The organism is Methylobacterium sp. SyP6R (assembly GCF_019216885.1).
In the GTDB taxonomy this organism is placed as follows: Bacteria; Pseudomonadota; Alphaproteobacteria; order Rhizobiales; family Beijerinckiaceae; genus Methylobacterium.
Genome location: NZ_JAAQRC020000001.1, coordinates 560,937 through 585,393 on the forward strand (window position 1 = coordinate 560,937; position 24,457 = coordinate 585,393).

Here is a 24,457-nt window from a genome sequence, read left to right on the forward strand (position 1 = left end):
GACAGTTCGGTCGAGGCGCGGGGGGTTAAGGTTGGTTGCGATCGTCCCGTCTGGAGCGGCGCCCGATTGCCGTGCAACCAGATGCTGCTCCAGATCTTTGATTTTGCTGTATTTTCCGACGAACCGGTGCCCGCTTCGTCGGAAAATGCGCTAGTTCTGCGTTTTCCAGGATTCGACGCCCCGCCCGGTCAGGTGGACCGGCCCGGCCGAGCCGCCGGCCTCGTTCAGGCGTGCGATCAGCTGGCGCCGCTTCTCCGGCTCGACCAGGAACATGATGAAGCCGCCGCCGCCCGCGCCGGAGATCTTGCCCGCATGCGCACCGCTCTGCATGCCGGCGTCGAACAACGTGTCGATGACCTGGGTCGACACCCCGGACGCGGTCTTCTTCTTCGAGATCCACGAATGATTCAGGATCTCGCCGAGCGCACGAAGGTTCCCGGTCAGCAGCGCCTGCTTCATGTCGATCGCGGCTTGCTTGATCGCATGGAGCGCCTCGAGCGTCTGGGCGTTCCGTTCGACCATGCGGCCGACCTGCTGGTTGATGATCTGCTCGGATTCGCGCGACACGCCCGTGGAGCAGACGACGAGGGATGCTTCGAGCTCGTTGAGCACCGACCGGTCGACCCGCAGCGGGTTGACGATGACCCGGTCCTGCGGAAGGAACTCGATGAAGTTCACGCCGCCGAACGAGGCGGCGTACTGATCCTGCTTGCCGCCGGCGAGGCTCAGCTTCAGGCGCTCGATCTCGAAGGCGAGATGGGCCAGGTCGTAGAGCCCGAGCGGCGTGTTGCAGAAGAACCGGAACGCCTCGCACAGGGCGACGGCGAGGGCGGACGAGGAGCCGAGGCCCGATCCGGGCGGAGAATCGACGCCGGTCGTGACCGTCATGCCGATCTTGGGATCGAGGAAGCCGGACTCGACGAAATAGTTGTAGACCGCCCGATGGAACCTCAGGCCCGCGCCGATATCGAGAACGTTCCCGGTCTGATGGCTCTCTTCCTTGTTGATGTCGCTCGCCACGAAGCGGATGACGCCGTCGTTACGAGGGGTGATGAACGCGTATGCGTAGCGATCGATCGTGCAATTGAGAATGGCCCCGCCGTACTCGTCGCAATACGGGGACAGGTCGGTGCCGCCACCTGCGAGACCGAGCCTCAGAGGCGCTCGTGAGCGGATGGTAACTTCTCGCAAGACACTGACTCCTTTGCCTGGTGCGGCATGAAGCAAATTTTTCATTCTGATGCAAGAGAATTGTAGCCAAATTTAGAATGATAGAAAGATTGTGAGATAAGGTTCTGTTGCCTCGGAATCACCCATGTCCAACGTGTTGCCGCTGGGCTGTGCCACTATCGCCTTGCCCGAGAGACGGCGATGTCGGCGAGGCACGGTGCCGACAACTTATGGGTGGTGGAACAGCCGGGCGCGAAAACCCAGGGCCGCAGGCGATGGAGGGCGTTGCACGGGGTCATGGGTGGATCAGGATTGTCTTGCTTGTGCTGCCTTACCCAAAGTCAGTGATGATCGGGCCGGATTCGCGACGGTCGATCCCGGGTCGCCGGCCGCTGCCGCGTCGCCCGGCCGATGGTCCGTTCGGCCGGAGACCGACCGAGGGTCGGCAACCAAGAATCAGGCAAGCATCCGCGTCACCGAGGGGACGGCGAGGAGGTCTCGATGGCCGATCACCGCTCCCGTGCCGGGGCGCTGCCGCAGTGCCGACCATGAGGCGACATCCGCTGCCGCGACCTGCCCGGTCTCCCGCGCCGCCCGCGCCGTGCCCTCGGCGAGCTGGTGCAGCAGGGCGGCCTCGTCCGGCCCGAGGCGCCACGGGCTCGAGGCGGTCCCGATCGTATATCCGCGCTCCCGGAAGGCCTCGGCCAGCGCCCCGGTCGCACCCGGGCCGCTGGCCGGCCCGAACCCCTTGTCGCCGGCCTGGTGGGCCAGGAAGGCGGCGTGGATCGCGGCGTCCGCCGGGTGCGGCGGCGTCCACTCTTCCCGGCCGTCATAGGTGAGGGCGGTGTAGAAGACCGCGCCGGCTTCGGCGACCGCTCCGGCGACGGCGGCGATCCAGGCGTCCGAGGCGAGGTCGAACAACGCCGCCGCGGTGACGAGGTCCGGCCCCTCGGCGAGCGCCGCCGCCGGGTCGGCCGCGAGGTCGAGGACCCGGAACCGGACGGCGATCCGCGCGCCGCCGCGATGCAGGACCAGGCCGTCCCCGGCCGCCTCCGCCCGCTCGGCCCAGGCCGCGAGGCGGGCCTTCGCGGCGGCGAGCAGGGCGGGATCGTGGTCGACGAGCACCCAGTCCTGGGCGCGACCCAGATGGGGCGCCAGCGCCCGCAGGTTCGAGCCGGTGCCGCAGCCGAGATCGACGGCCCGCACCTGCGGCGGCAGCGCCCGCGCGAGGGCCGCGACGAGGCCTGCGTCGCGGGCGGCGTGGTCGGCGGGCTCGCGCAGGGCGAGCCAGTCGGTGCTGAAGCCGCTCATGTCGTCCTCACGATGACGTCCTCATGGCGGCGGCGACCGCCGCCGCGGTGTCGGGCCAGTCCGGCAGTCGCCGCCCCGCATTCCAGGACGCCGCGGCGGCCTCGGCGCGGCGGACCGGATCGGCGATCAGCGCACGCAAGGACGCGGCCAGGGCAGGCGCGTCACCGGGTGGCACCGCCTGGCCGGCGCCGGCCGGCACGGTCTCGGCGGCGGCGCCCCCGGTGGTGGCGACGAGGGGCAGGCCGCGGGCCAGGGCCTCGGCCAGCGCCATGCCGTAGCCCTCGAACAGCGAGGCCGAGACCGCGAGGTCGGCCTCTTGATAGAGCCGCTCCAGGGCCTCGGGCGTCACCGTGCCCGCGAGCGTGATGCGGTCCCGGAGGCACGAGGCGGCGATCTGCGCGCGCAGGGCGGCGGCGCAAGCGGGCGCCCGGTCGAGGCTCCCGGCGATGGTGAGCGACCAGTCGAGATCGATCAGTGCGGCGAGGGCCTGTACCAGCACGGCGTAGCCCTTGCGCGGCGTCACGGTGCCGACGGCCAGCAGCCTGACATGCGGGCCCGGCCGCGGCGCCACCCGGGCGGCGGGGGCGGTGCCGGGCTCGGCGATCGCGATCCGCGCGTGATCCACGCCGAACTCGGCCGCGAGCAACCGGGCGGTGTAGCGGCTCGTCGCGACGACACGGTCTGCGAGCGCCAGCACCGCCCGCTCGCTCGCGACCAGGGCCGCCGCCCGCTCCGGCGACAGGCCGGTCTCGTAGCCGAGGGGGTGATGCACCAGCACCGAGACCGGGCGCCCGACGGCGCGGATCAGATCCGGCGGCAGCGCCCCGTAGGCGAGGCCGTCGACGAGGAGGCCCGTCCCGGCCGGTACCGCCGCCAGGAGGACCGCGGTACGGGCGAGATCGTCGGGGCCCGGAGCCGGAAATCCGCCCGGCAGCGCCAGATGGGTCGCCGCGACGCCGTGCGCCGGCAGATGCGCCAGGATTTCGCGGGCATAGGCGTAGCCCCCGGTCGGGGCCGAGAGGTCGCCCGGGACGGCGAGACAGAGGCGCATCAGGCGAGCGGCGCCTCGAACCAGGCCCGCGCCAGGTGGGATTCGTGCAGGGTCACCCGGATGCGGCTCACGCCCTCGCCACCGGGGCCGAGATCGCCGGCCCGGGCGGCGGCGGCCATCGCGCCGTGGATGTGCCCGCACAGGAATTCGGTGGTGGTGTTCTTGCCTGCGAATTCCGGCAGGTCGTCCAGGTTGCGGTAGTTGATGGGCGCCAGGATCGTCTTCAGCGCCTCGCTCGCCCGGCCGATATCGACCACCACCCCGTCCGGGGTCAGGCTCTCGCGGAAGAACGCGACGTCGACCACGAAGGTCGCCCCGTGCAGGGCCTGCGCCGGCCCGAACAGCTCGCCCCGGAAACTGTGGGCGATCATCACGTGGTCGCGGACCTCGATGGCGTACATGGGGTCTCCTTCAAGAGCATTGTCCGACGAAGTGGATGCCGGTTCGTCGTAGAAAATGCGGCAAAACAAAGACTACGGCACGTCGCGATTGCAGTGCGATCGTGACGTGCCCTAGTACCGGATCACGGTGCACAGGCCCGGCGCGCCGGGCGCGAGCAGGCGGGGGAGGGCGGCGGGCAGGGCGTCGAAGGCGACCTCCTCGGTGACGAGGGCGTCGAGGCGGGGATCGCGCAGCAGGGCGAGGGCCTTGGCGAGGCGGCGCCGGTGGCTCCAGCGCGGGCGGCGCGAGGCCGCCACCGCCCCGACCTGGCTGGCGATCAGGCGCAGGCGCCGGGCATGGAAGGCGAGGCCGAGCGGCGCGGCGACGGTATCGGTGCCGTACCAGCTCAATTCGACGATCGTCCCCTCTTCTCCCGCGAGCGACAGAGCGAGGTCCAGCCCGGCCGCGCTCGCGCTGGCATGGAACACGATGTCGGCCTCCCGCGGCGCCGCCTCCGGCAGGGCGAAGGCGAGGCCGAGCGCCCGCGCCGTCTCCGCCCGGGCGGGGTCGCGGTCGATCAGGCAGACCTCCGCCCCCGGCAGGCCGGCGCAGAGATGGGCGACGAGGAGCCCGACCACGCCGCCGCCGACCACCGCGATCCGGTCCCCCGGCCCGGCGCCCGCATCCCACAGGGCGTTGAGTGCCGTCTCCATGTTGGCGGCGAGCACGGCGCGACGCGGCGGCAGGCCCTCCGGCAGGGGGCACAGGCTGTCCCGCGGGGCATTGAACGCTTCCTGGTGCGGCTGGAGCGCGAAGATCCGCTCGCCGTCCTCCGTCTCGGCGACGGCGCAATAGCCGTACTTGACCGGAAAGGAGAACTCGCCGCCCTGGCCCGGGGCCCGCATCCGTTCCGCCACCGCTTGCGGAACCCGGCCCTCGAAGACCAGACGTTCGGTGCCGCGGCTCAGGGCCGTCCACAGGGTACGTGCCCGCACCTCGTCCGGACCGGCTGGGGGCAGGCGCTCTTGCCGCAGCTCCGCCTGGCCGGCTGCGCTATACCAGAGCGCCCGCACGGCGTCCGCCGTGTCGCTCCCGGATGCCTGACGATGCCGCAAACCGACTCCTCGGTGGTCACCCTCGCGGAGGGGCCCGCCCGCGCTCCTCTCACGACGCCGACGGGCCTGCAAGCCTGCGTCACCTTGCGTCGCCGTCGCCTCCTGGTGCTCGGGCTCAACCTCACCACGATCCTGGCCCTCGCGGCGGGTCTCTGGGGGGTGCTGGCGCAGGACGGGGACGGGATCGACGGGCTCGACCTCGCGCTCCTCGCCTGTGGCCTCGCCACCCTGCCCTGGACGGTGCTGGGATTCTGGAATGCCGCGATCGGCTTCCTGCTCCTGCGGGCGGGCCGCCCGGGCATGCTCGCCGCCGCGCCGCACGCGGCGGCAGGGGAGGGGGAGGCGCCGCTCCACGTCTCCACCGCCGTGGTGATGACCCTGCGCAACGAGGATCCGGCCCGGGCGCTGTCGCGTCTCGCCCTGGTGCGCGAGAGCCTGGAGCGCACCGGCCACGGCGATGCTTTCCGCTACCACGTGCTGAGCGACAGCGACGATCCGCAGGTGATCCGGGCCGAGGAGGCGTGGGTCGCGTCCTGGCGCGCCGGGCTGCCCGGCCCGGAGGCGGACCGGATTCGGTATCGCCGCCGGCGCGACAATGCCGGCTACAAGGCCGGCAACCTCCAGGACTTCTGCGCCGGCAGCGACGCCGACCTGATGCTGCCGCTGGACGCCGACAGCCTGATGACGGGACCGGCGATCCTGCGCCTCGTGCGCATCATGCAGGCGCATCCGCGCCTCGGCATCCTGCAGAGCCTGGCGGTCGGCGCGCCGGCTTCAAGCGCCTTTGCCCGGCTGTTCCAGTTCGGCATGCGCCACGGCATGCTGCCCTACACGCTGGGCGCGGCCTGGTGGGGGGCGGAATGCGGCCCGTTCTGGGGCCACAACGCGGTTCTGCGCATCGCCCCCTTCGCGGCCCATTGCCGGCTGCCCCCTCTGCGCGGCGGAGGCGCGGTGCTGTCGCACGACCAGGTCGAGGCGGTGCTGATGCGCCGGGCCGGCTACGAGGTCCGGGTGCTGCCGATCGAGGAGGGCAGCTTCGAGGACAATCCGCCGACGCTCCTCGACCACCTCACCCGCGATGCCCGCTGGTGCCGCGGCAACCTGCAATACCTGCGCCTGCCGGCGATGCCGGGCCTCGAGCCGATGAGCCGGTTCCAGCTCGCCTGGGCGGTGCTGATGTTCCTCAACCCGCCGGCCCTGACGCTGGCGCTCCTGCTGCTGCCCTGGCGCGCCGCGACGCAGGACGGCCCGGCGACGGGGGCCGCCGCGCTCACCCTCGCCTGGCTCCTGCTCTCGCTCGCTCCGAAGCTCGCCGGCTACGCCGCCGTGCTGGCGGATCGCGAGGTCCGGGCGGCCCATGGCGGGGGTGTCCGCTTCCTCGCCGGGATGGCGGCCGAGATCGCGGCGTCGTTCCTCTTGCTCGGCGCCTCGTCGGTGCGGCTCACCGGGGTGATGATCGGGCTCGCCGTCGGCCGGGCCGGGCTCTGGACGGCGCAAGGGCGGGACACGACGGGCCTGCGCTGGGGCGAGGCGTTCCGGGCGCTCGGCGGCGTCACGCTGTTCGGGGTTCTCGTCTGCGCGGCGCTCGCCGTGATCGCGCCGGCGCTCCTCGCCTGGAGCCTGCCGCTCACCCTCGGCAGCCTTCTCAGCGTGCCCTTCGCGGTCCTCACCGCGGCCCCGGGCGCCGGGCGCGCCATGGTCCGGTCCGGGCTCTGCGCGACACGGGAGGAGATCGCTCCGCCCTGGGAGATCGCGCGGCTCCAGGCCGGCCGGGCGGAGGCGGCCGTGTCCTGACAGGGTGGGCCGGGCCTTCACGGCCCGGCCCGACATCTGTGTCTTCAGGCTGCGATCCAGGTGAAGCGCTCGGCCTCGTCCCAGGCGCAGGCTTCGCCGAGCGACGCCGCGAACACGCCCGAGAGGCGGGCCCGCTCGGCCTCGACCACCGGACCGTCCACGGCGACCGGCCGGCAGCGGGCGGCGAGGCCCGGCACGACGAAGTCCGGGTTGTGCAGGGCGTGGTCGGAGCCTTCGGTGAAGAACGGGCGGTCGCCCCAGTCGAGGTAGCTCTCGGCGGGCAGCCCCTCGGCGAGCAGGATGTCGTGGCTGTCCAACTCGACGTGCCAGTAGGTGACCGACGTGACCGGCTCGCGGGCGATGCTGGTGCCGTTGATCAGGCACATGATCGGCACGAGATGGCCGCCCGCGCCGTCCGCATCCATGCCGACGAGGACCGGGTGGCCGGGCGAGAGGCGCAGATCCCGGGTGGGCAGGCCCGCCCCGAAGGCGCCGGCGCGGACATGGATCGGCTGCTGGTCGTGGTGCAGGGCCTTGCCGGCGCCGTCGATGGCGCGGTGCCCGATCCAGACGATCGGCCGCAGGGCGCCGGAGGCGGTCACCGCGCTGTCGCCGACCCGCAGGTCCTCGACGGCGGTCTCGGCCTCGGTGCCGTCGCGCATCGCGCGGATGCGCGTGCCGGTGACGAAGCAGACCGGCGGCGTGTAGTCGGTCGGGCTGTTGTTGTCGTCGAAGCTGACGCGTTGGCGCTTGGCGAGCGCCGTGTTCGAGAAGACGTAGCGCGTCGTGGGGGCGCCCGGATTATCGGTGAACTGGATCATGCTCTGCGAATCGTACTGAGTCGCGTAGAGCGTCTTGGTGGTGGACGCGCTCTCGGCCGGGAAGATGCCGGTCGCCTGGACGGTGTCGCCGACCTTGGCGACCGTACCGGTCACCGTGATGGTCGAGGTCGACACGTCGTCGAGGCCGAAGCCGGCCGACGGTGCTCCGTCATCCGTGGCGACGAATCCCGCACCGTACATGGTGTTGTTGAAAACAGGCATCGGATGAACCTCCCCGGCTTATTCAAGATGATTGCTGTATAGGCCACGCGAATCGCGCGAATGAGCATTCACGCGATGGTATGGCGCGGCCGCGCGATGCTTGCCGGCAGCCGTTGCGGCGACGCCCGCAGGGTAAGCACGTCGCAAGCCGCAGCAACACCCGGTCTTGCAGGCATATCCAGAGGTTTCTCGAGGTCTGTGGTTTTATTGCTACGATCTCATCGAGACACGGACATCTGAGTCCTGTCGATCTATCGGTAAGATCAGCAATTCGATTGCCGCATTTTCCCGAGATGCATTGCCGAATGTTCCCGATGGGACAGCTTCGACCAGGGCCAGGGCCAGGGCTGGCACACCGGGCTGGCGGGCGAAGCCTGCGAGCGGCTGTGCGGCTGGACCCACTCTGCGATCAGATCAGACAGGATCTCGCTCAGTCGACATCGCCCGTCGTTCCGCGGCTGCGCCGCGGAACCCTGACCCGAGGGGCGCGAAGGACGATCCGGAATCTCGGACCGTTCAAGAGAAGGGCCCTTCGCTTTCCGCCCGATACCGTACCGTCTGCAGCGATGGATCCCGGGTTCCGCTTTCGCAGACCCGGGATGACGCCGAGAGCGTCAGGACTGTCGAGCGAGACGACAAAAGGCTCCCTTGGTGGGAGCGGTCGACGCAAGCGCCGTCCAGTCGTGCCGTCACAGTGGGACGACGCGGGTTCCGCCGATCCCGGGCGAGACCGGAACCGGCGGGACAAGGGCGCGAATCGTGTTTGCCGCGGGTCGGGATGCGGAGGGCGGCGCAACCGCCCCCAGCCGGGCTCGCCCCGCGGAGAGAAGAGAGCCGCTACCCCACGAATTCGCGCTTCAAGCCCTGCCGCGTCCGGTGCCGCTCCAGCGCCAGGTCGACCAGACGCGTCAGCAACTCCGGATAGGGCACGCCGGAGGCCTCCATCATCTGCGGGTACATGCTGATCGAGGTGAAGCCCGGCAGGGTGTTGACCTCGTTGAGGTAGAAATCGCCACCCTTTCGGTCGAGGAAGAAGTCGACGCGGGCCATCCCGCTGCATTCGAGCGCCTCGAAGGCGCGCAAGGCCAGGGCGCGCACCCGCTCCATCTGCTCAGCGCCGATGTTGGCCGGCAGGTCGACGCTGGCGCCCTCGGGGTCGAGGTACTTGGCGGCGTAGGAGTAGAAGTCGTGATGGGCTTGCGGGTTCAGCTCGCTCGCCACGCTGACGAAGGGTGGATCGCCGTCGAGCACCGCCACCTCGATCTCGCGGGCGTCGATGCCCTGCTCGACCAGCACCTTGACGTCGTACCGGAAGGCGTCGGCCAAAGCCGCGGGCAGGTCGGCCCAGTCTTTCACCTTATGGATGCCGACGCTGGAACCCATGTTGCAGGGCTTGACGAAGACCGGGAGCGTCAGGCCGGCGGCGATGTCGTCGAGGGAGATGTCGCCGCGCTCGTAAGCCCGCCGGGTGAAGGCGCGATAGGGCGCGATCGGGATGCCGGCGAGGCCGGCGAGCCGCTTGGTGACGTCCTTGTCCATGCCGACCGCCGAGGCCATCACGCCCGAGCCGACATAGGCCGTCTCGGTCAGCTCCAGCAGGCCCTGCAGCGTGCCGTCCTCGCAGAGCGGCCCGTGCAGGACCGGAAACACCACGTCGATCTCGGCGCGGGCCGGCGCGCCGTCGAGCCCGACCAAGGCGGCGCGTCCCTCGGCGCCTTGCGCCAGCCGCACCTCGGGGCTCTCGGCCGGGATCGACAGGCTCTCGTCCCCGGTCTGGGTGATCCGGCGCAGGTCGTGGCGCTGCCAGCGCCCGGCCTTGTCGATGCTGACCGGGATCACCTCGAAGCGGTCGCGGTCGAGATGGCGGATCACCGAGGCGGCGGAGCGCAGCGAGACCTCGTGCTCGCCGGATCTGCCGCCATACAGGACGGCGACGCGGGTCTTCTCGGTCATGATGCGCGCACCCTCGATCGCCTGAAACTCGAGCTTTTCAAACCCGCGCGGGTACCCGCGGGGCGGCCCTGATTATCGCGCGTGGAAGATTTCAGAAACCCTACGAGCCGGCACGGTCCGGATCGGCCCGGCCGAGCGCGTCGCGCATCAGGTTCAAAAAATTCTCCGTCACGGCGCCGGCCGGCACCCGGTAGAGGGCGCAGACGTCGGCGACCGGGGCCGGCCCGGCCAGCGGGCGGTAGGCGATGTCCGGCCGGGGCAGCGCGCCGGCCGAGGCCGGCACCAGGGCGACGCCGAGCCCCGCCGCCACGAGGTTCACGAGCGAAGCCGATTCGACCACCTGCTGCACGATCCGCGGCACGAAGCCGGCCGACAGGCAGGCCTCCTGCAGATACGTCGCGAAGCGCGAATCGCGCAGGCGCAGCGAGACGAAGGGCTCGTCGGAGAGGTCGCCCAAGGCGATGGCGGCGCGCTCCGCCAGGGGGTGCCCCGCCGGCAGGGCGACGCCGACCGCCTCGGGCCAGGCCCGCACCACCCGCAACGACGGATCCTCCGGCGGCCGGCGCAGGAAGCAGAGATCGGTGCGGTGGGCATGGAGCGCCGCCGGCTGCTCGCCCGGCGGCATCTCGTGCAGACGCACCAGCACGGCGGGGTAGCGCTCGCCGAAGAGGCGGATCAGCCGCCCGAGGGGGCCGGCGAGGATCGAGCCGGTGAGGCCGACATCGAGGGTGCCGCTGCGCCCGGCCCCGATCGCCCGGGCCTCGGCGCAGGCCTCCTCCACCTCCGCCAGGATATGCCGCGCCCGGGCGAGGAAGGCGGTGCCGGCGGGGGTCAGCGCCACGCTGCGGCTGGTGCGCCAGAGGAGCGGCGTGCCCAGCTCCGCCTCCAGGTCGCGGATCTGCTGGCTCAGCGGCGGTTGCGAGACGCCCAGGCGCTCCGCCGCCCCGGTGAAGCTCAAGGAGTCCGCCACCGCCACGAAGTAGCGCAGGTGCCGCAATTCCACGGGAGGGGCTGGGCCGATCCAGACGAAAAACGACTGGACCATACGCAACGGAATATTGGACGTCGAGGGGCGGGAGTCCCAGTGGTGAGGCTGCGATCCGGGCACGCGGCGGGCCTCGACCGATGCCGTCCTGGCCTCCGTCGAGCACGATGCGGCTGGACAGCCCCACGGCCCGGCCATACCCCGGAGTCACTGACCTCCCGCGCCGCTGAACGGACTTGACCGCCATGCCGCACGACAGGCCGCTTCCCCACCCATCCCTCGCCACTTGCCTCGGCGCCGAGGTGATGGCCCGCCTCGACGCGCTCGCGCGCTTCAGCGCCGATCCGGACGGGCTCACCCGCCTCTACCTCACCCCCGCCCATGCCGAGGCCGCCCGGCAGGTGGCGGCCTGGATGGAGGAGGCGGGCATGAGCGTCCGGCTCGATGCCGCCGCGACGGTGGTCGGCCGCTACGAGGCGGCGACGCCCGGCACCCCGACCCTGCTGCTCGGCTCCCACATCGACACCGTGCGCAACGCCGGCCGCTACGACGGCAATCTCGGGGTGGTGACGGCGATCTCCGCCGTGAAGGCGCTGCACGAGGCGGGCGAGCGCCTGCCCTTCGCGGTCGAGGTGCTGGCCTTCGGCGACGAGGAGGGGGTGCGCTTCCCCGTCACCCTCACGGGCTCGCGGGCGCTCGCCGGGCTGGTCCGGCCCGATTTCCTGGAGGCCCGCGACCGCGACGGGATCAGCCTGGCCCAGGCCCTGCGCGATTTCGGCTGCGACCCCGACGGCGTGGCGGGCCTCGCCCGCGATCCGGCCTCGGTGCTCGGCTACCTGGAAGTCCATATCGAGCAGGGCCCGGTCCTGGAGGATGCAGGCCTGCCGGTCGGCATCGTCACGGCGATTGCCGGGGCGAGCCGCCTCGTCGTCACGGTCGAGGGCCGGGCGGGTCATGCCGGCACGGTGCCGATGGCCTTGCGCCGCGACGCCCTGGCGGCGGCGGCCGAGATGGTTCTGGCGATCGAGGCCGAGGCGAACGGGACCCCCGATCTCGTCGCCACGGTGGGCCAGATCGAGGTGCCGCGGGGCGCCGTCAACGTCATCCCGGCGCTCACCCGGTTCAGCCTCGACCTGCGCAGCCCGAGCGACGCCGTGCGCCACGCCGCGCTCGCGCGCCTCGACGCCGCCTTCGGGACGATCGCCGCGCGCCGTGGCGTGACGGTGAGCCGGCAGGGCAGCTACGACGAGCCCGCGGCGTCCTGCGCGCCCGGGCTGATGGACGCCCTGTCCGACGGCATCGCGCGCTTGGGGCTCGCCCCCTTGCGCCTGGCGAGCGGCGCCGGCCATGACGGCCTGGCTCTGGCCGGCCTGTGCCCGATCGGCATGATCTTCGTGCGCTGCGCCGGCGGGCTCAGCCATTCCCCGGCCGAATCCGTGACCGAGGCCGATGTCGACGTGGCGACGCGCCTGCTCGTCGACGTGCTGCGGCACCTAGGGCCGGAATCGCTGCGTCCCTGATCCGTCTGGCCCGGCTCTCGCTTCGTCGGGCTCGGTCCCACTTCCTACCCCTCGACCAGGAGAGACCCCGTGAAGGAACTGAAGATCAAGGCCGGCCCGTTCGACCTCGTCGGCCGGCTCGAGCTCGAGAAGGCGCCCCAGACCTGCGCGGCCTTCCTCAAGGCCCTGCCCTTCGTGAGCGAGGTCATCCACGTGCGCTGGAGCGGCGAGGGCGTGTGGATGCCGCTGGGCGATCTCGATTTCGGCGTCGGCTACGAGAACCACACCAGTTACCCGGCCCCGGGCCAGATGATCCTCTATCCGGGCGGCATCAGCGAGACCGAAATCCTGCTCGCCTATGGCGGCGTGCATTTCGCCAGCAAGGTCGGCCAACTCGCCGGCAACCACTTCCTGACCATCACCACCGGCATCGAGCACGTCTACGACCTCGGCCGCATGACGCTGCTCAAGGGCGCCCAGCCGATCCGCTTCGAGGCACCGTGACCGCCTGATCCGGGAACCGCCGCGGGGTATGCTCTGACAGGAGCCCCTTGCGGCGGGGCGATCCGCCCCGTACGCCTGTCGGGCGGCCCGCCCGGGAGGCCGTTCGCGGCCCCCGGACGGGCGCGCGCGGGGCGTTGGTGAGATGAACCTGAAACGGTCCTACCGCTCTCTCGTCGGCGGCGTCTGGGTGGGCGTGCTGACGACCTGCCTCGGGCTGGCCACGGTCACGGTCTGGACCGACACCCGCGACTACGAGCGCACGATCCGCGACGCCCGCAGCACCGCCGAGGCGGTGGCCCAGGCGCTGGGCCAGGAAGCGAACCGCCTCGTCTCCTCCGTCGACATGCTGCTCAGCGCCGCCGCCGCCCGGGTCGACGCGCACACCTTCGGGGCGAACCAGGCCTATACCCGCCAGCTCCTCTCCGGCCTGATGGCCCATATCCCGGCGGTGATGGCGGTGCGGGTGCTCGACGGCAGCACCGGCAGCCCCCTGTTCGGCCAGGGCGGGGCCGGCAGCGCCGGCCGGCCCAACGATGCCGATCTCGTCCGCGCCGCCCTGGCGGTGGGCCAGTCCGAACTGGCGATCGGGCAGCCGACCCGGGTCGGGCCGGCCGATTCCTGGTTCGTCAGCGTCGCCCGGCTGGTGGTGCCGCGCCCGGGCGAGACGCCGCTCGTGGCGGTGGCCGACCTGTCGCTCACCGAGTTGCAGCGGCTCTACGGCCGGCTCGATCTCGGCCCCAACGGCGCCATCGGGCTCCTGCGCAGCGACGGCGTGATCCTGGTGCGCCACCCCTACGTGCCGGACAAGGTCGGCCGCAGCGTCGCCGGCGGCTCGCTGATGCGGGCCGCCGCGGGGGCCGCCGGCGGCACCTTCGACGGCACCGCCTCGCCGATCGACGGCGTGCGGCGCTACGGCAGCTTCCAGCGCGTCTCCGGCGCGCCGCTCCTCGTCACCACCGGCGTCTCGAGGGACGAGACCCTGGCGGCCTGGCGCGAGGGCGTGCAGCAGGACGCCGCGGTGGTGCTCGGCATCAGCGCCGTCCTCGTCGGCCTCGGCTTCGGGCTGACCCGGGCGCTGGTGCGCCACCGCGACCTCGAGGCGGAGGCGCGCCGCGCCGCCGGCATGCTCTCGGCCGGCGAGGCGCGCTATCGGCTGCTCGCCGAGAATACCAGCGAGCTGATCGTGCTCGCCCACGACGACGGACGGCGCAGCTACGTCTCGCCGGCGGTGCGGCGCCTCCTCGGCTACACGCCGGAGGAGGCCGTGGCGATGCGCCTGCGCGACGGCGTCCACCGCGAGGATCTGGCCCTGCTGGTGACCCAGGCCCGCCGCCTCGCCGCCGGCGAGCCGCAGGTCAGCGTGGTCTGCCGGGCCCGCCACCGCACCGGGGCCTGGGTCTGGGTCGAGGGGGCGTTCCGGCGCATCCCGGGCGCGGCGCCCGGCGAGCCCGCGATCATCGCGACCTTCCGCGACGTCGGCGAGCGCCAGCGCCATGCGCGCGCCCTCGAAGAGGCGCGGATCACCGCCGAGCGGGCGAGCCAGGCCAAGACCGACTTCCTGGCCTCGATGAGCCACGAGATCCGCACGCCGCTGAACGGCGTCATCGGCTATGCCGACCTCCTGCTCGCCGACCGCACCCTGCCGGGCCGGCACCGGCGCTACGTCGACCGGATCGCCGCGGCGGGCGGGGCGCTGCTGACCGTCGTCGACGACATCCTCGACTTCTCGCGCATCGAGGCCGGCGGCATCGCGCTCGCCGAGGTGCCCTTCGCCCCCGCGGCGCTGGTCGACAACGCCGCCTCGATCGTGCGCGGCCTGTCCGAGCCCAAGGGCCTCGTCCTCGACGTCTCCCTCGATGCCGCGGTGCCGGATTGGGTCCGGGGCGATCCCGACCGCCTGCGCCAGATCCTGCTCAACCTCCTCAACAACGCCGTCAAGTTCACCCCCGCCGGCCGGGTCGCGGTACGGGTCGAGGCCGAGGGCGGGATCGAGGGCGGGACCTTGCGCTTCTCGGTCTCCGATACCGGCATCGGCATCGCCCCCGAGCAGCACGGCCGGCTGTTCCAGCGCTTCAGCCAGGTCGACGGCTCGATCCGCCGGCAATACGGCGGCAGCGGGCTCGGCCTCGCCATCTGCAAGGGCCTCGTCGAGCTGATGGGCGGGACGATCGGCGTCGCGAGCCGGCCGGGCGCCGGCTCGACCTTCTGGTTCCGGGTCAGGCTCCCGGCCTGCGCCGCGCCGGCGGCGGAAGCCGCGGAAGGGCGGCCCGAGCCGGTGCGGCCGGCCCACCTGCTGCTGGTCGAGGACGTGCCGATCAACCAGGATCTCGCCCGGGCGGTGCTGGAGGCCGACGGCCACAGCGTCGACGTCGCCGGCGACGGCGCGGCGGCGATCGAGGCGGTGCGGGCGCGCCCCTACGACCTCGTGCTGATGGACGTGCAGATGCCCGGCATGGACGGGATCACCGCCACGAAGGTGATCCGGGCGATGCCCGGGCCGGTCGGCACCGTGCCGATCGTCGCGATGACCGCCAACGTGCTGCCGGCCCAGCTCGAGACCTTCCGGGCCGCCGGGATGGACGGCCATGTTGGCAAGCCGTTCAAGCGCGCCGAGCTCGCCGCGGCCATCGCGCAGCACCGGGCCGACGGCGCCGTGGTCTCCGTTCCGGTGCTGGTCGATATCGACGCCTTCGCGGCGGCCCGCACGCTGATGGGGCCGGAGCGGATCGACGGCCTGCTGGGCATGCTGGCGGCGGAGCTGGAGCAGCGCTTCCGCGCCCGCAGCGGCGACCGCGCGGGCTTTGCCCGCGATGCCCACGCGATGATCTCGGCCGCCGGCCTGCTCGGCTTCACCGGCCTGTCCGACCTCTGCCGCGAGATCGAGGAAGCCTGCCTCGCCGGCGCCGACCTGCCGGACCTCCAGCGCCGGATCGAGGCGGCCCGGGCGGCGGCGCTGGCGCAGATCGAGACGCTGCGGGCGGCGTGAGCGGAGCCGGAGTTGCGTTGGCGGGTTACGCCGCAAGCGGCATAGCAGGTCCAGCCGCCCGGGAGCGACGGCCGAGAGCATGAACCCTCCCCCCTCTGCGGGGGAGGGTGGCGAACGAAGTGAGCCGGGAGAGGGGCAGCGCGACGCTGATCCAGGAAGCGCCCGTCAGAACGATTCATACGCTTTCCGATTGATCGCTTCGCGATGCGGAAAGCGCAGGCGCCGCGCGGGCTGATGATACGAAATCCGGAAGTCATCTTCCGGATTTCGTATCAGTTCGTCACCGGCTTCGCGGTCCCTTGCGGATGAAACATATGGCAGAGTGGACTTGCCGTCGGCGGAGAGATCGGTTCGTCTTTGGTGTGCCAGACCCCGCGTATCAGTTGGATCCGGGCTCCTCTTCAGTCCCCTCGCTTGCGTCACGGGCCGGTCCTCGGGCCAGCCCCGGAGCGCGTCATTTAGATTTGATCTCACGGGAGCCTGCGCCGGCGGCCTGACGGCAAGGAGATCGTGATGAAGGTCCTCTACCCCCGCTGCGCCGCCCTCGATGTTCACAAGGACACCGTCGTCGCAGCCATCCGTCTGGCCGAGAGCAGCGAGGTTCAGCGTGAGGTGCGGACGTTTGCCACCACCACGACCGCTCTGCTCGACCTCTCCGCCTGGCTCGACGAGCACGCCTGCACCCATGTCGCCATGGAGGCGACCGGCATCTACTGGCGCCCGGTCTGGCAGGTCCTCGACGCCGACAGCCGCACCCTGATCCTGGCCAATGCCGCCCATGTCAAGAACGTGCCCGGCCGCAAGACCGACGTCGCCGACGCGGTTTGGCTCTCCGACCTGCTCGCCCACGGCCTGATCCGCGCCAGCTTCGTGCCCGAGGCTCAGACCCAGGCGATGCGCGACCTGCTGCGCACCCGCAAGCAACTGGTCCGCGAGCAGGCCAGCCACGTCCAGCGCATCCAGAAGACCCTCGAGGAGGCCAACCTCAAGCTCGCCTCGGTGCTCACCGACATCATGGGCCAGTCCGGTCGCGCCGTGCTCGACGCGCTGGTCAAGGGCGAGCGCGATCCGGCTGGGCTGCAGGCGCTGGTCAGCCCGCGGGTGAAGGCGGCGCCCGAGGCGATCCGGGCCGCGCTCACGGGCCGGATCGGGGATCACCACCGTTTCCTGCTCGGTGTGCATCTACGCCAGTACGACGGGTTGGGGCGAGCGATCGCGGAGATCGACGCGCAGGTGGAGCGCGACCTCGGCCCTTTCCGGGAAGCGGTGAAGCTGCTGGTGACGATCCCGGGCATCAGTGACCTCACCGCGCAGGTGATCCTCTCCGAGATCGGCCCCGACATGAGCCGCTTCCCGACCGCCGGCCATCTGATCTCCTGGGCCGGGCTGTGCCCGAGAAACGACGAGAGCGCGGGCAAGCGGCGCTCGACGCGGCTGCGCAAGGGCGCGCCCTGGCTCAAGACGGCCTTGGTGCAGGCCGCCTGGGCCGGAGTGCGCAAGAAGGCGAGCTACATCAGGGCGCAGTTCCAGCGCTTGCGCGGCCGGCGCGGCCCCAAGAAGGCGATCTGCGCGGTCGCCGCTTCGATGTTGACCGCGATCTATCACATGCTCAAGGCCGGCACGGCTTACGTCGATCCCGGGCCTGATCACGGCCGCAAGGCGGCCCCGACCATCCGCGCCAAGGCGCTCGTGCGGCAGATCGAGCGCCTTGGATTTGCGTGCGAAATCAAACCCGTAGAGCCAGTTTCTATTTAGTTGTTCACCGGCTTCGCGGTCCCTGGCGAATGAAACCGTTTCGCGAGCCGCGGCGGCGAGTGCCACCTTGGATAGCGAGTTTCTATTTAGCCTTTTTCGGAAGCGGCGTCCCCTCTCCCGGCCTGCTCCGCAGGCCACCCTCCCCCGCAGAGGGGGGAGGGTGGCCTGCGCGGCAACCGTCCCTCCCGCATCTTCGCAACTTCCGATGTCAAGCCCTGTCGGTACCAGCCGGGCAGAACTTCGCGAAAGATGCGTCACCCCCCCTGCGCCCCGCCCGGCACCGACCCGAGCCGCTTGGCCAGCCGCTCGATCCGCTCCGCCGTGCGCTGCACGGTCTCGGCCAGCCGCGCCTCCGAGGCTTCCCGCTCGGCGCTGCCGGCATCGGTGGATTCGCGCAACGCCGCGGTCTCGCGCTCCATCGCCTCCATCCGGCGCTTGGTCTCCGCCAACTCGTCGGCGAGCGTCAGCGCCGCCATCACGTGCAGGCGCATGTCGCCGATCTCGCCGAAGGCCTTGCGCATGTCGCCGATGCGGGCGTCGAAGCTCGCGGCCAGCCCTTCGAGGTGGCGCTCCTCGCCCTCGCCGCAGGCCATGCGGTAGGTCTTGCCGGCGATGGTGACCGTCACTTGAGGCATCGCCCCCTCCTCGAACGCATGAAACGCCAGTCCGACACCGGTAGGTCCGGCGGCCTCAGCCCTCGCCCCGCTCGCCGTTGCGGCCGAGCACGCCCTCGACGGTGCCGATGGCGCGGCCGAGGCGGTGATCGACCTCCTCGGTCACCGATTGCATCTCGGCGAGGCGCGCCGTCGCCCCGTCGAGTTCCGCCGCCAGCCGGGCCCGGTCGTCGCGCATGATCTCCAGCTCGGTCTCGAGGTCGCTGTGGCTGCGCTCCGCGTCGAGCCGGCGCGTCACCGCGGATTCGAGCAGCGACACCGAGGCTTCGAGGCGGCGCAACGCCTCCTCCACCGCTGCGGTCATGCTCACCTCCGAAAAACGCCGGACGCGACAACGCCGACTGAAAAGACCAGGGATACCCGGCCGAAACCCTAATGGTCCGGGGCCCGCGTCGCAATCGTCGTGCCGATCCGCCGGGCGTGGGGGGCTCCATCCTGGGGACGGTGGGGACAATCAGGCCGCCGCCACCTCCAGCCGGTTCCGCCCGGCCGCCTTGGCCCGGTAGAGAGCGCGGTCGGCGGCCGAGAGCAGGGCCGTGAGGTCGCCGCGTCCGGCCGCCAGGCCGACGCTGACGGTCGCCGGAATGCCGGGCCCGTCGCGGTGCACGGACGAAGCGGCGAAGCGGCGGGCGATGCCCTCGCCGACCTGCCGCGCCGCAACGAGGTCGAAGCCCGGCAGCAGGGCGGCGAATTCCTCGCCGCCGAGCCGGGCGACCAGCGCGTCCGGCCCGGCCGCCCGCCGCGCCGTGTCGGCGAAGAGCCGCAGAACCGCGTCGCCGGCGGCATGGCCGTGGCGGTCGTTGATCGCCTTGAAGTGGTCGAGGTCGAAGGCGAGGAGTGCCGCGGGCCGTCGATCGAGGAGCCGCGCGCCGTCCTCGAAGAAGCCGTGGCGGTTCTGGAGGCCGGTGAGGTAGTCGGTGCGGGCCGCCGCCAGGGCGCTCGCCTGCGCCTCCTCGCGCACGAGCGCGATCAGCCCCATCGGCATGGCGACGGAGTAGAGCACGCCCTCGTACATCGTCATCTTGCCGAAGACCGGCATCAGCCAGTCGCCGTAGAGGGCCACGATGACCGGCGTCACCAGGGCCCGAGCCAGGTAGAATAGGGCGTGCCCGCCCGCGACCGCGATCGCGAGCCGCCGCGCACGAAAGGCCCGGGCGGTGCGGCTGCGCAGGAGCCGCCAGGCGGTGAGACCGCAGGCGAGCGCGATCGGCAGCGAGCCGACATAGGTCCAGAGGACAACGGGAAAGCGGACCCCGAGCGTCGCCCACAGGAGAGCGAGCACCGCGAGCACGGCGAGCGGCAGGCGCAGCCGCGCCCGCCCGTCGAGGAGGGCGACGCCGTGCAGGATCATCAGGTAGCCGGACACGATCAGCAGGTTGCCGAGCGCCGAGCCCAGGATACCCGGCAGGGCGGCCCGGTTGATCGACACGACCAAGCCCGCCGCGAAGGCCAGGAAGGCGCCGGTCCAGATTCCGAGCTCGCGCGCGCGCCGCTTGTGGGCCTGGCGCTCCCACAACATCGTCGCGGCGGCGACCAGCACCGTTCCCACAATCAGGCAATAGAGGGTGTGAAGATCGATCTGCATCGCTGCCGTCACCTAGGCCTCACGGCATACGCGCCGGCGATTGCCATCTTCGTTACGGTTCCGATCGTCTCCTCCCCGTTGCGCGAGCATGGTTAAGTGTCTTCTCGACGATGTCCGGGCCCGATCATCGCCGGCGTCATCGTGGCGGGAGGATGACGGCCGCTTGCGCGCACGGGCGTGAACGCCGTTTCATCCGACTCGAAAACCGCGCGATGCCGCAGGATCGAGGCCGTCGACGGGATGGTTTTCCCCAAAGCCCCGCTCGGGTTTGACACGCCCCGGCACCATGTTAGGAAGCCCGCGCCCCCGCCGGGCGGCTGTCGCCGGCGGATTGACAGAAATACGAGCTGCCGTGACGCCTCCCGTGCTCCCCGCCAGTGCCGTCCCCGCCGGGACGGCCGGTGCGTGCGGGACCAGGAGAGCAGCAGGCCGCGCCGGCGAGCGCCGGCCCTTCGTCAGCGTCGAGACGCGCCGCGCCGGACCGATCCGTGCGGCCCGTTCCGCTCCGGGGCGTCGCCGCCCCCACCGCCTCCGCCACACCGAGTCCACGGGAGAGAACACATGACGGTCAAGGTCGCCATCAACGGCTTCGGACGCATCGGCCGCAACGTCCTGCGCGCCATCAAGGAAGCCGGCCGCACCGACATCGAGGTCGTGGCCATCAACGATCTCGGCCCGGTCGAGACCAACGCCCACCTGCTGCGCTTCGACTCGGTCCACGGCAAGTTCCCCGGCACCGTCTCGGTCGAAGGCGACCACATCGTGGTCGACGGGCAGCGCATCCGCGTCACCGCGATCAAGAATCCGGCCGAGCTGCCCCACCGCGAGCTCGGCGTCGACATCGCGATGGAATGCACCGGCATCTTCACCTCGAAGGACAAGGCGAAGCTCCACCTCGATGCCGGCGCCAAGCGCGTCCTCGTCTCGGCTCCCGCGGACGGCGCCGACCTCACGGTCGTCTACGGCGTCAACCACGACAAGCTGACGGCCGACCACCTGGTGGTCTCCAACGCTTCCTGCACCACCAACTGCCTGGCTCCGGTCGCCAAGGTGCTCAACGACGCCGTCGGCATCGAGCGCGGCTTCATGACCACGATCCACTCCTACACCAACGACCAGCCGTCGCTGGACCAGATGCACAAGGACCTCTACCGGGCCCGCGCCGCGGCCCTGTCGATGATCCCGACCACGACCGGCGCCGCCAAGGCCGTCGGCCTGGTTCTGCCGGAGCTGAACGGCCGCCTCGACGGCACCTCGATCCGCGTGCCGACCCCGAACGTCTCGGTCGTCGACTTCAAGTTCAATTCCAAGCGCGCCACCTCGGTCGCCGAGATCAACGAGGCGATCAAGGCCGCGGCGAACGGCCCGCTCAAGGGCGTGCTCGGTTTCACCGAGGCCCCGAACGTCTCGATCGACTTCAACCACGATCCCCACTCCTCGACCTTCCACATCGACCAGACCAAGGTCATGGACGGCACCTTCGTGCGCGTGCTGACCTGGTACGACAACGAGTGGGGCTTCTCGAACCGCATGGCCGACACCGCCATCGCGATGGCCAAGCTCATCTGATCGCGGCCGACGCGACGGGCCGGCTCCCTCGGGCGCCGGCCTTCGTTTTCGGGCGGCCCCGTCGCGGGGCCGCCCGCCTTGCCCCAGGATTCGCCCCCGAGGATCCGCCGATGACCGACGCCGTGCCCGCCCCCCGCCCCGCGAACGCCGCCGACACCGCCCTGCTCCAGGGACAGGTGCCGAGCCCGGCCGCCCCAGTGCCGACCACGGTGTCCGCCGTCCCGGCGCACGTCCCGCCGGCCACTCCTTCCGTTCCGGTCTCCGCGCAGCCCCAGCCGGTCGCGCTGCCTCCCGGCGTCGCCGACCAGCTCGCCCGCATCGAGGACAAGGCCTCGCGGATCGAGGACAAGTATGCCCGCTCCGAGGCCCTGCTCGCCCGCGTCGAGGACCGGGTCGAGGCGGCCGGCGCCCGCATGAACGAGGCCGCCCGCCAGTCCGACCTCGCCGCCCTGCGCAACGAGGTCCGGGCGATTGCCGACCGCACCCGCCGCCTGCCGGGTGCCGGCGCCCTGATCGTCACCGCGATCGTCACGGCCGTGCTGACGGTGGCGCTGACCCTGGTGGCGCAGCGCCTCAACCTCCAGGGCCTGATCCCGCCGCGCTGATCCCCGCGCCCTTCCCCTTATCCCGCAAGGTGCCCCCGCCGATGACCCAGTTCCGTACCCTCGACGATGCCGGCGACCTGAAGGGCAAGCGCGTCCTCGTCCGCGTCGACTTCAACGTGCCGATGGACCAGGGCCGCGTCACCGATTCCACCCGCATCACGCGCGTGCTGCCGACGCTTAACGAACTCGTCGAGGCCGGCGCGAAGGTGGTTCTGCTGGCCCATTTCGGCCGCCCGAAGGGCAAGCCGGTCGCCGCCGAATCCCTGCGCCCGATCGCCGAGGCGACCGCCAGGGAACTCGGCCGCCCGGTCGCCTTCGCGGAGGATTGCATCGGCGAGACGGCCGCCGCGGCGGTCGCGAGCCTGAAGGACGGCGACGTCCTGATGCTGGAGAATACCCGCTTCCACGCCGGCGAGGAGAAGAACGACAAGGCCTTCGTCGAGGCGCTGGCCGCAAACGGCGACGTCTACGTCAACGAGGCGTTCTCGGCCGCCCACCGGGCCCATGCCTCGACGGAAGGCCTCGCCCACGTGCTGCCGGCCTATGCCGGCCGCCTGATGCAGGCCGAACTGGACGCGCTGACCAAGGGCCTCGAGGCCCCGGCCCGGCCGGTGGTGGCGATCGTCGGCGGCTCCAAGGTCTCGACCAAGATCGACCTGCTCAAGAACCTCGTCGCCAAGGTCGATGCCCTGGTGATCGGTGGCGGCATGGCCAACACCTTCCTGCACGCCGCCGGCCTCGGCGTCGGCAAGTCGCTGTGCGAGCGGGATCTGGCCGCCACCGCCCAAGCCATCATCGAGGCGGCACGCGAGAACAACTGCGCCATCATCCTGCCGGTCGACGGCGTGGTGGCCGAGGAGTTCAAGGCAGGCGCCCCCCACCACACCTACGGGGTCGACGCTATCCCTGACACCGGCATGATCCTCGACATCGGCAGCCTGTCGGTCGACCGGATCGCGGCGGCGATCGACGACGCCAGGACCCTGGTGTGGAACGGCCCCGTCGGCGCCTTCGAGATCGCACCCTTCGACCAGGGCACGGTGGCGGCGGCCCGCCACGCGGCGGCGCGCACCAAGGCCGGCAAGCTCGTCTCGGTGGCGGGCGGCGGCGATACGGTGGCGGCGCTCAACCATGCCGGCGTGTCGGCGGACTTCACCTACATCTCGACGGCCGGCGGCGCCTTCCTCGAATGGCTCGAGGGCAAGCCGCTCCCGGGCGTCGACGCCCTGCGCCGGCAAGCTTGAGGGTTTTCGTTCAGGTCGGCCGCGTTAGGACGCCGGCCGACCCTTCCGCTATAATCCAGCAACAGTGACAGTCTCGGAGGATTTCGACATGGCGCGCATCACGCTTAGGCAACTCCTCGACCACGCCGCCGAGCACGGCTACGGGGTGCCGGCCTTCAACATCAACAACATGGAGCAGGGCCTCGCCATCATGGCGGCGGCCGACGCCACCGATTCGCCGGTGATCCTGCAGGCGAGCCGCGGCGCGCGGTCTTATGCCAACGACGTCGTGCTGGCCAAGCTGATCGACGGCCTCGTCGAGATCTATCCCCACATCCCGGTCTGCATGCACCTGGATCACGGGAACAACGAGGCGACCTGCGCCACTGCGATCCAGTACGGCTTCACCTCGGTGATGATGGACGGGTCGCTGAAGGCCGACGGCAAGACTCCGGCGGATTACAACTACAACGTCGAGATCACCCGCAAGGTGACCGAGATGGCGCACTGGGCCGGCTGCTCGGTCGAGGGCGAGCTCGGCGTGCTCGGCTCGCTCGAGAGCGGCGAGGGCGAGGCCGAGGACGGCCACGGCGCCGAAGGCGTCCTGTCGCACGACCAGCTGCTCACCGACCCGGCCGAGGCGGAAAAATTCGTGGCGGCCACCAAGGTCGACGCGCTCGCCGTCGCCATGGGCACCTCGCACGGCGCCTACAAGTTCACCCGCAAGCCCGACGGCGCGGTGCTGGCGATGAACGTGATCGAGGAGATCCACCGCCGCCTGCCCAACACCCACCTGGTGATGCACGGCTCCTCGTCGGTCCCGCAGGACCTCCAGGACATCATCAACCAGTATGGCGGCGAGATGAAGCCGACCTGGGGCGTGCCGGTCGAGGAGATCCAGCGCGGCATCAAGCACGGCGTGCGCAAGATCAACATCGACACCGACAACCGGATGGCGATGACCGGCCAGATCCGCAAGATCCTGATGGAGAACAAGGCCGAGTTCGACCCGCGCAAGTACCTGAAGCCGGCGATGGACGCGATGACGAAGCTGTGCAAGCAGCGCTTCGAGGAGTTCGGCACGGCGGGCAACGCCGGCAAGATCCGTCCGGTCGCGCTGTCCGAGATGGCCAAGCGCTACGCCGCCGGCAAGCTCGACCCGTCCTTCGCCCCGTCGAAGGCCGCCGCGGAGTAAGGCCCTTGCGGCGCGGGTGATCTCGCGCCGCATCGCCGCCCCATTGACCATGCAGCAGG

20 protein-coding genes are annotated in these 24,457 nt (G+C 71.3%); 9 read left to right on the top strand and 11 right to left on the bottom strand.

The genetic code is table 11. The features are described from left to right. Positions 1 to 150: 150 nt before the first annotated feature. The 5 genes from HBB12_RS02560 to HBB12_RS02580 all read right to left on the bottom strand — a co-directional run bounded on the left by HBB12_RS02560 (position 151) and on the right by HBB12_RS02580 (position 4,947). Complete coding sequence (locus HBB12_RS02560) at positions 151 to 1,227, bottom strand: GHMP family kinase ATP-binding protein (protein ID WP_236987924.1); 1,077 nt, start codon at positions 1,225 to 1,227, stop codon at positions 151 to 153. Positions 1,228 to 1,626: 399 nt separating this feature from the next. Beyond that, positions 1,627 to 2,481: a methyltransferase domain-containing protein gene (locus HBB12_RS02565; protein WP_236987925.1), complete on the bottom strand. Its 855-nt coding sequence runs from the start codon at positions 2,479 to 2,481 to the stop codon at positions 1,627 to 1,629. 7 nt (positions 2,482 to 2,488) lie between these two features. Then, entirely contained in the window at positions 2,489 to 3,532 is a 1,044-nt protein-coding gene (locus tag HBB12_RS02570) for a glycosyltransferase family 4 protein (protein WP_236987926.1), read from the bottom strand. Then, a complete protein-coding gene (locus HBB12_RS02575; RefSeq protein ID WP_236987927.1) occupies positions 3,532 to 3,933 on the bottom strand; it encodes a 6-pyruvoyl trahydropterin synthase family protein in 402 nt (133 codons plus the stop codon). Before HBB12_RS02575 ends, HBB12_RS02570 begins: the two co-directional genes overlap by 1 nt. A 111-nt stretch (positions 3,934 to 4,044) precedes the next feature. Beyond that, on the bottom strand, positions 4,045 to 4,947 hold the full coding sequence (locus tag HBB12_RS02580) for a zinc-dependent alcohol dehydrogenase (RefSeq protein ID WP_442919338.1): 903 nt from the start codon (positions 4,945 to 4,947) through the stop codon (positions 4,045 to 4,047). 72 nt (positions 4,948 to 5,019) lie between these two features. Between HBB12_RS02580 and mdoH the strand changes: the two genes are divergently transcribed. Next, complete coding sequence (gene mdoH / locus HBB12_RS02585) at positions 5,020 to 6,822, top strand: glucans biosynthesis glucosyltransferase MdoH (RefSeq protein WP_236987928.1); 1,803 nt, start codon at positions 5,020 to 5,022, stop codon at positions 6,820 to 6,822. A gap of 44 nt (positions 6,823 to 6,866) precedes the next feature. Here the strand turns inward: mdoH and HBB12_RS02590 are convergent, their stop codons facing one another. The 3 genes from HBB12_RS02590 to HBB12_RS02600 form a co-directional block, all read right to left on the bottom strand. Continuing rightward, entirely contained in the window at positions 6,867 to 7,865 is a 999-nt protein-coding gene (locus tag HBB12_RS02590) for a Hint domain-containing protein (RefSeq protein ID WP_236987929.1), read from the bottom strand. A gap of 837 nt (positions 7,866 to 8,702) precedes the next feature. Continuing rightward, entirely contained in the window at positions 8,703 to 9,818 is a 1,116-nt protein-coding gene (locus HBB12_RS02595; protein WP_236987930.1) for a D-alanine--D-alanine ligase family protein, read from the bottom strand. Positions 9,819 to 9,918: 100 nt separating this feature from the next. Continuing rightward, entirely contained in the window at positions 9,919 to 10,821 is a 903-nt protein-coding gene (locus HBB12_RS02600) for a LysR family transcriptional regulator (RefSeq protein ID WP_236987931.1), read from the bottom strand. Between the two features lie 227 nt (positions 10,822 to 11,048). Between HBB12_RS02600 and HBB12_RS02605 the strand changes: the two genes are divergently transcribed. The 4 genes from HBB12_RS02605 (at position 11,049) to HBB12_RS02620 (ending at position 17,547) form a co-directional block, all read left to right on the top strand. Further along, complete coding sequence (locus HBB12_RS02605) at positions 11,049 to 12,323, top strand: allantoate amidohydrolase (protein WP_236987932.1); 1,275 nt, start codon at positions 11,049 to 11,051, stop codon at positions 12,321 to 12,323. Positions 12,324 to 12,392: 69 nt separating this feature from the next. Then, positions 12,393 to 12,806 carry a DUF3830 family protein gene (locus HBB12_RS02610; protein ID WP_165089608.1) on the top strand — a complete coding sequence of 138 codons (414 nt, stop codon included), beginning with the start codon at positions 12,393 to 12,395 and terminating at the stop codon, positions 12,804 to 12,806. 142 nt (positions 12,807 to 12,948) lie between these two features. Then, positions 12,949 to 15,792 carry an ATP-binding protein gene (locus tag HBB12_RS02615; RefSeq protein ID WP_236987933.1) on the top strand — a complete coding sequence of 948 codons (2,844 nt, stop codon included), beginning with the start codon at positions 12,949 to 12,951 and terminating at the stop codon, positions 15,790 to 15,792. Between the two features lie 513 nt (positions 15,793 to 16,305). After that, entirely contained in the window at positions 16,306 to 17,547 is a 1,242-nt protein-coding gene (locus tag HBB12_RS02620; RefSeq protein WP_236987934.1) for an IS110 family RNA-guided transposase, read from the top strand. 254 nt (positions 17,548 to 17,801) lie between these two features. Here the strand turns inward: HBB12_RS02620 and HBB12_RS02625 are convergent, their stop codons facing one another. The 3 genes from HBB12_RS02625 to HBB12_RS02635 all read right to left on the bottom strand — a co-directional run bounded on the left by HBB12_RS02625 (position 17,802) and on the right by HBB12_RS02635 (position 19,806). Continuing rightward, positions 17,802 to 18,182, bottom strand: a complete 381-nt coding sequence (locus tag HBB12_RS02625) for a cell division protein ZapA (RefSeq protein ID WP_236987935.1) — start codon at positions 18,180 to 18,182, stop codon at positions 17,802 to 17,804. Positions 18,183 to 18,237: 55 nt separating this feature from the next. After that, positions 18,238 to 18,525, bottom strand: a complete 288-nt coding sequence (locus HBB12_RS02630) for a DUF4164 domain-containing protein (RefSeq protein ID WP_236987936.1) — start codon at positions 18,523 to 18,525, stop codon at positions 18,238 to 18,240. A 150-nt stretch (positions 18,526 to 18,675) separates the two neighbouring features. After that, positions 18,676 to 19,806, bottom strand: a complete 1,131-nt coding sequence (locus tag HBB12_RS02635) for a GGDEF domain-containing protein (RefSeq protein WP_236987937.1) — start codon at positions 19,804 to 19,806, stop codon at positions 18,676 to 18,678. Positions 19,807 to 20,367: 561 nt separating this feature from the next. Between HBB12_RS02635 and gap the strand changes: the two genes are divergently transcribed. From gap to fba, 4 genes are all read left to right on the top strand, one after another. Continuing rightward, a complete protein-coding gene (gene gap, locus HBB12_RS02640) occupies positions 20,368 to 21,375 on the top strand; it encodes a type I glyceraldehyde-3-phosphate dehydrogenase (RefSeq protein WP_093568149.1) in 1,008 nt (335 codons plus the stop codon). A 110-nt stretch (positions 21,376 to 21,485) separates the two neighbouring features. Then, complete coding sequence (locus HBB12_RS02645; protein WP_236987938.1) at positions 21,486 to 21,980, top strand: hypothetical protein; 495 nt, start codon at positions 21,486 to 21,488, stop codon at positions 21,978 to 21,980. 41 nt (positions 21,981 to 22,021) lie between these two features. After that, entirely contained in the window at positions 22,022 to 23,224 is a 1,203-nt protein-coding gene (locus HBB12_RS02650; RefSeq protein ID WP_236987939.1) for a phosphoglycerate kinase, read from the top strand. Between the two features lie 88 nt (positions 23,225 to 23,312). Then, entirely contained in the window at positions 23,313 to 24,398 is a 1,086-nt protein-coding gene (fba, locus tag HBB12_RS02655) for a class II fructose-bisphosphate aldolase (RefSeq protein ID WP_236987940.1), read from the top strand. Positions 24,399 to 24,457: the final 59 nt, after the last annotated feature.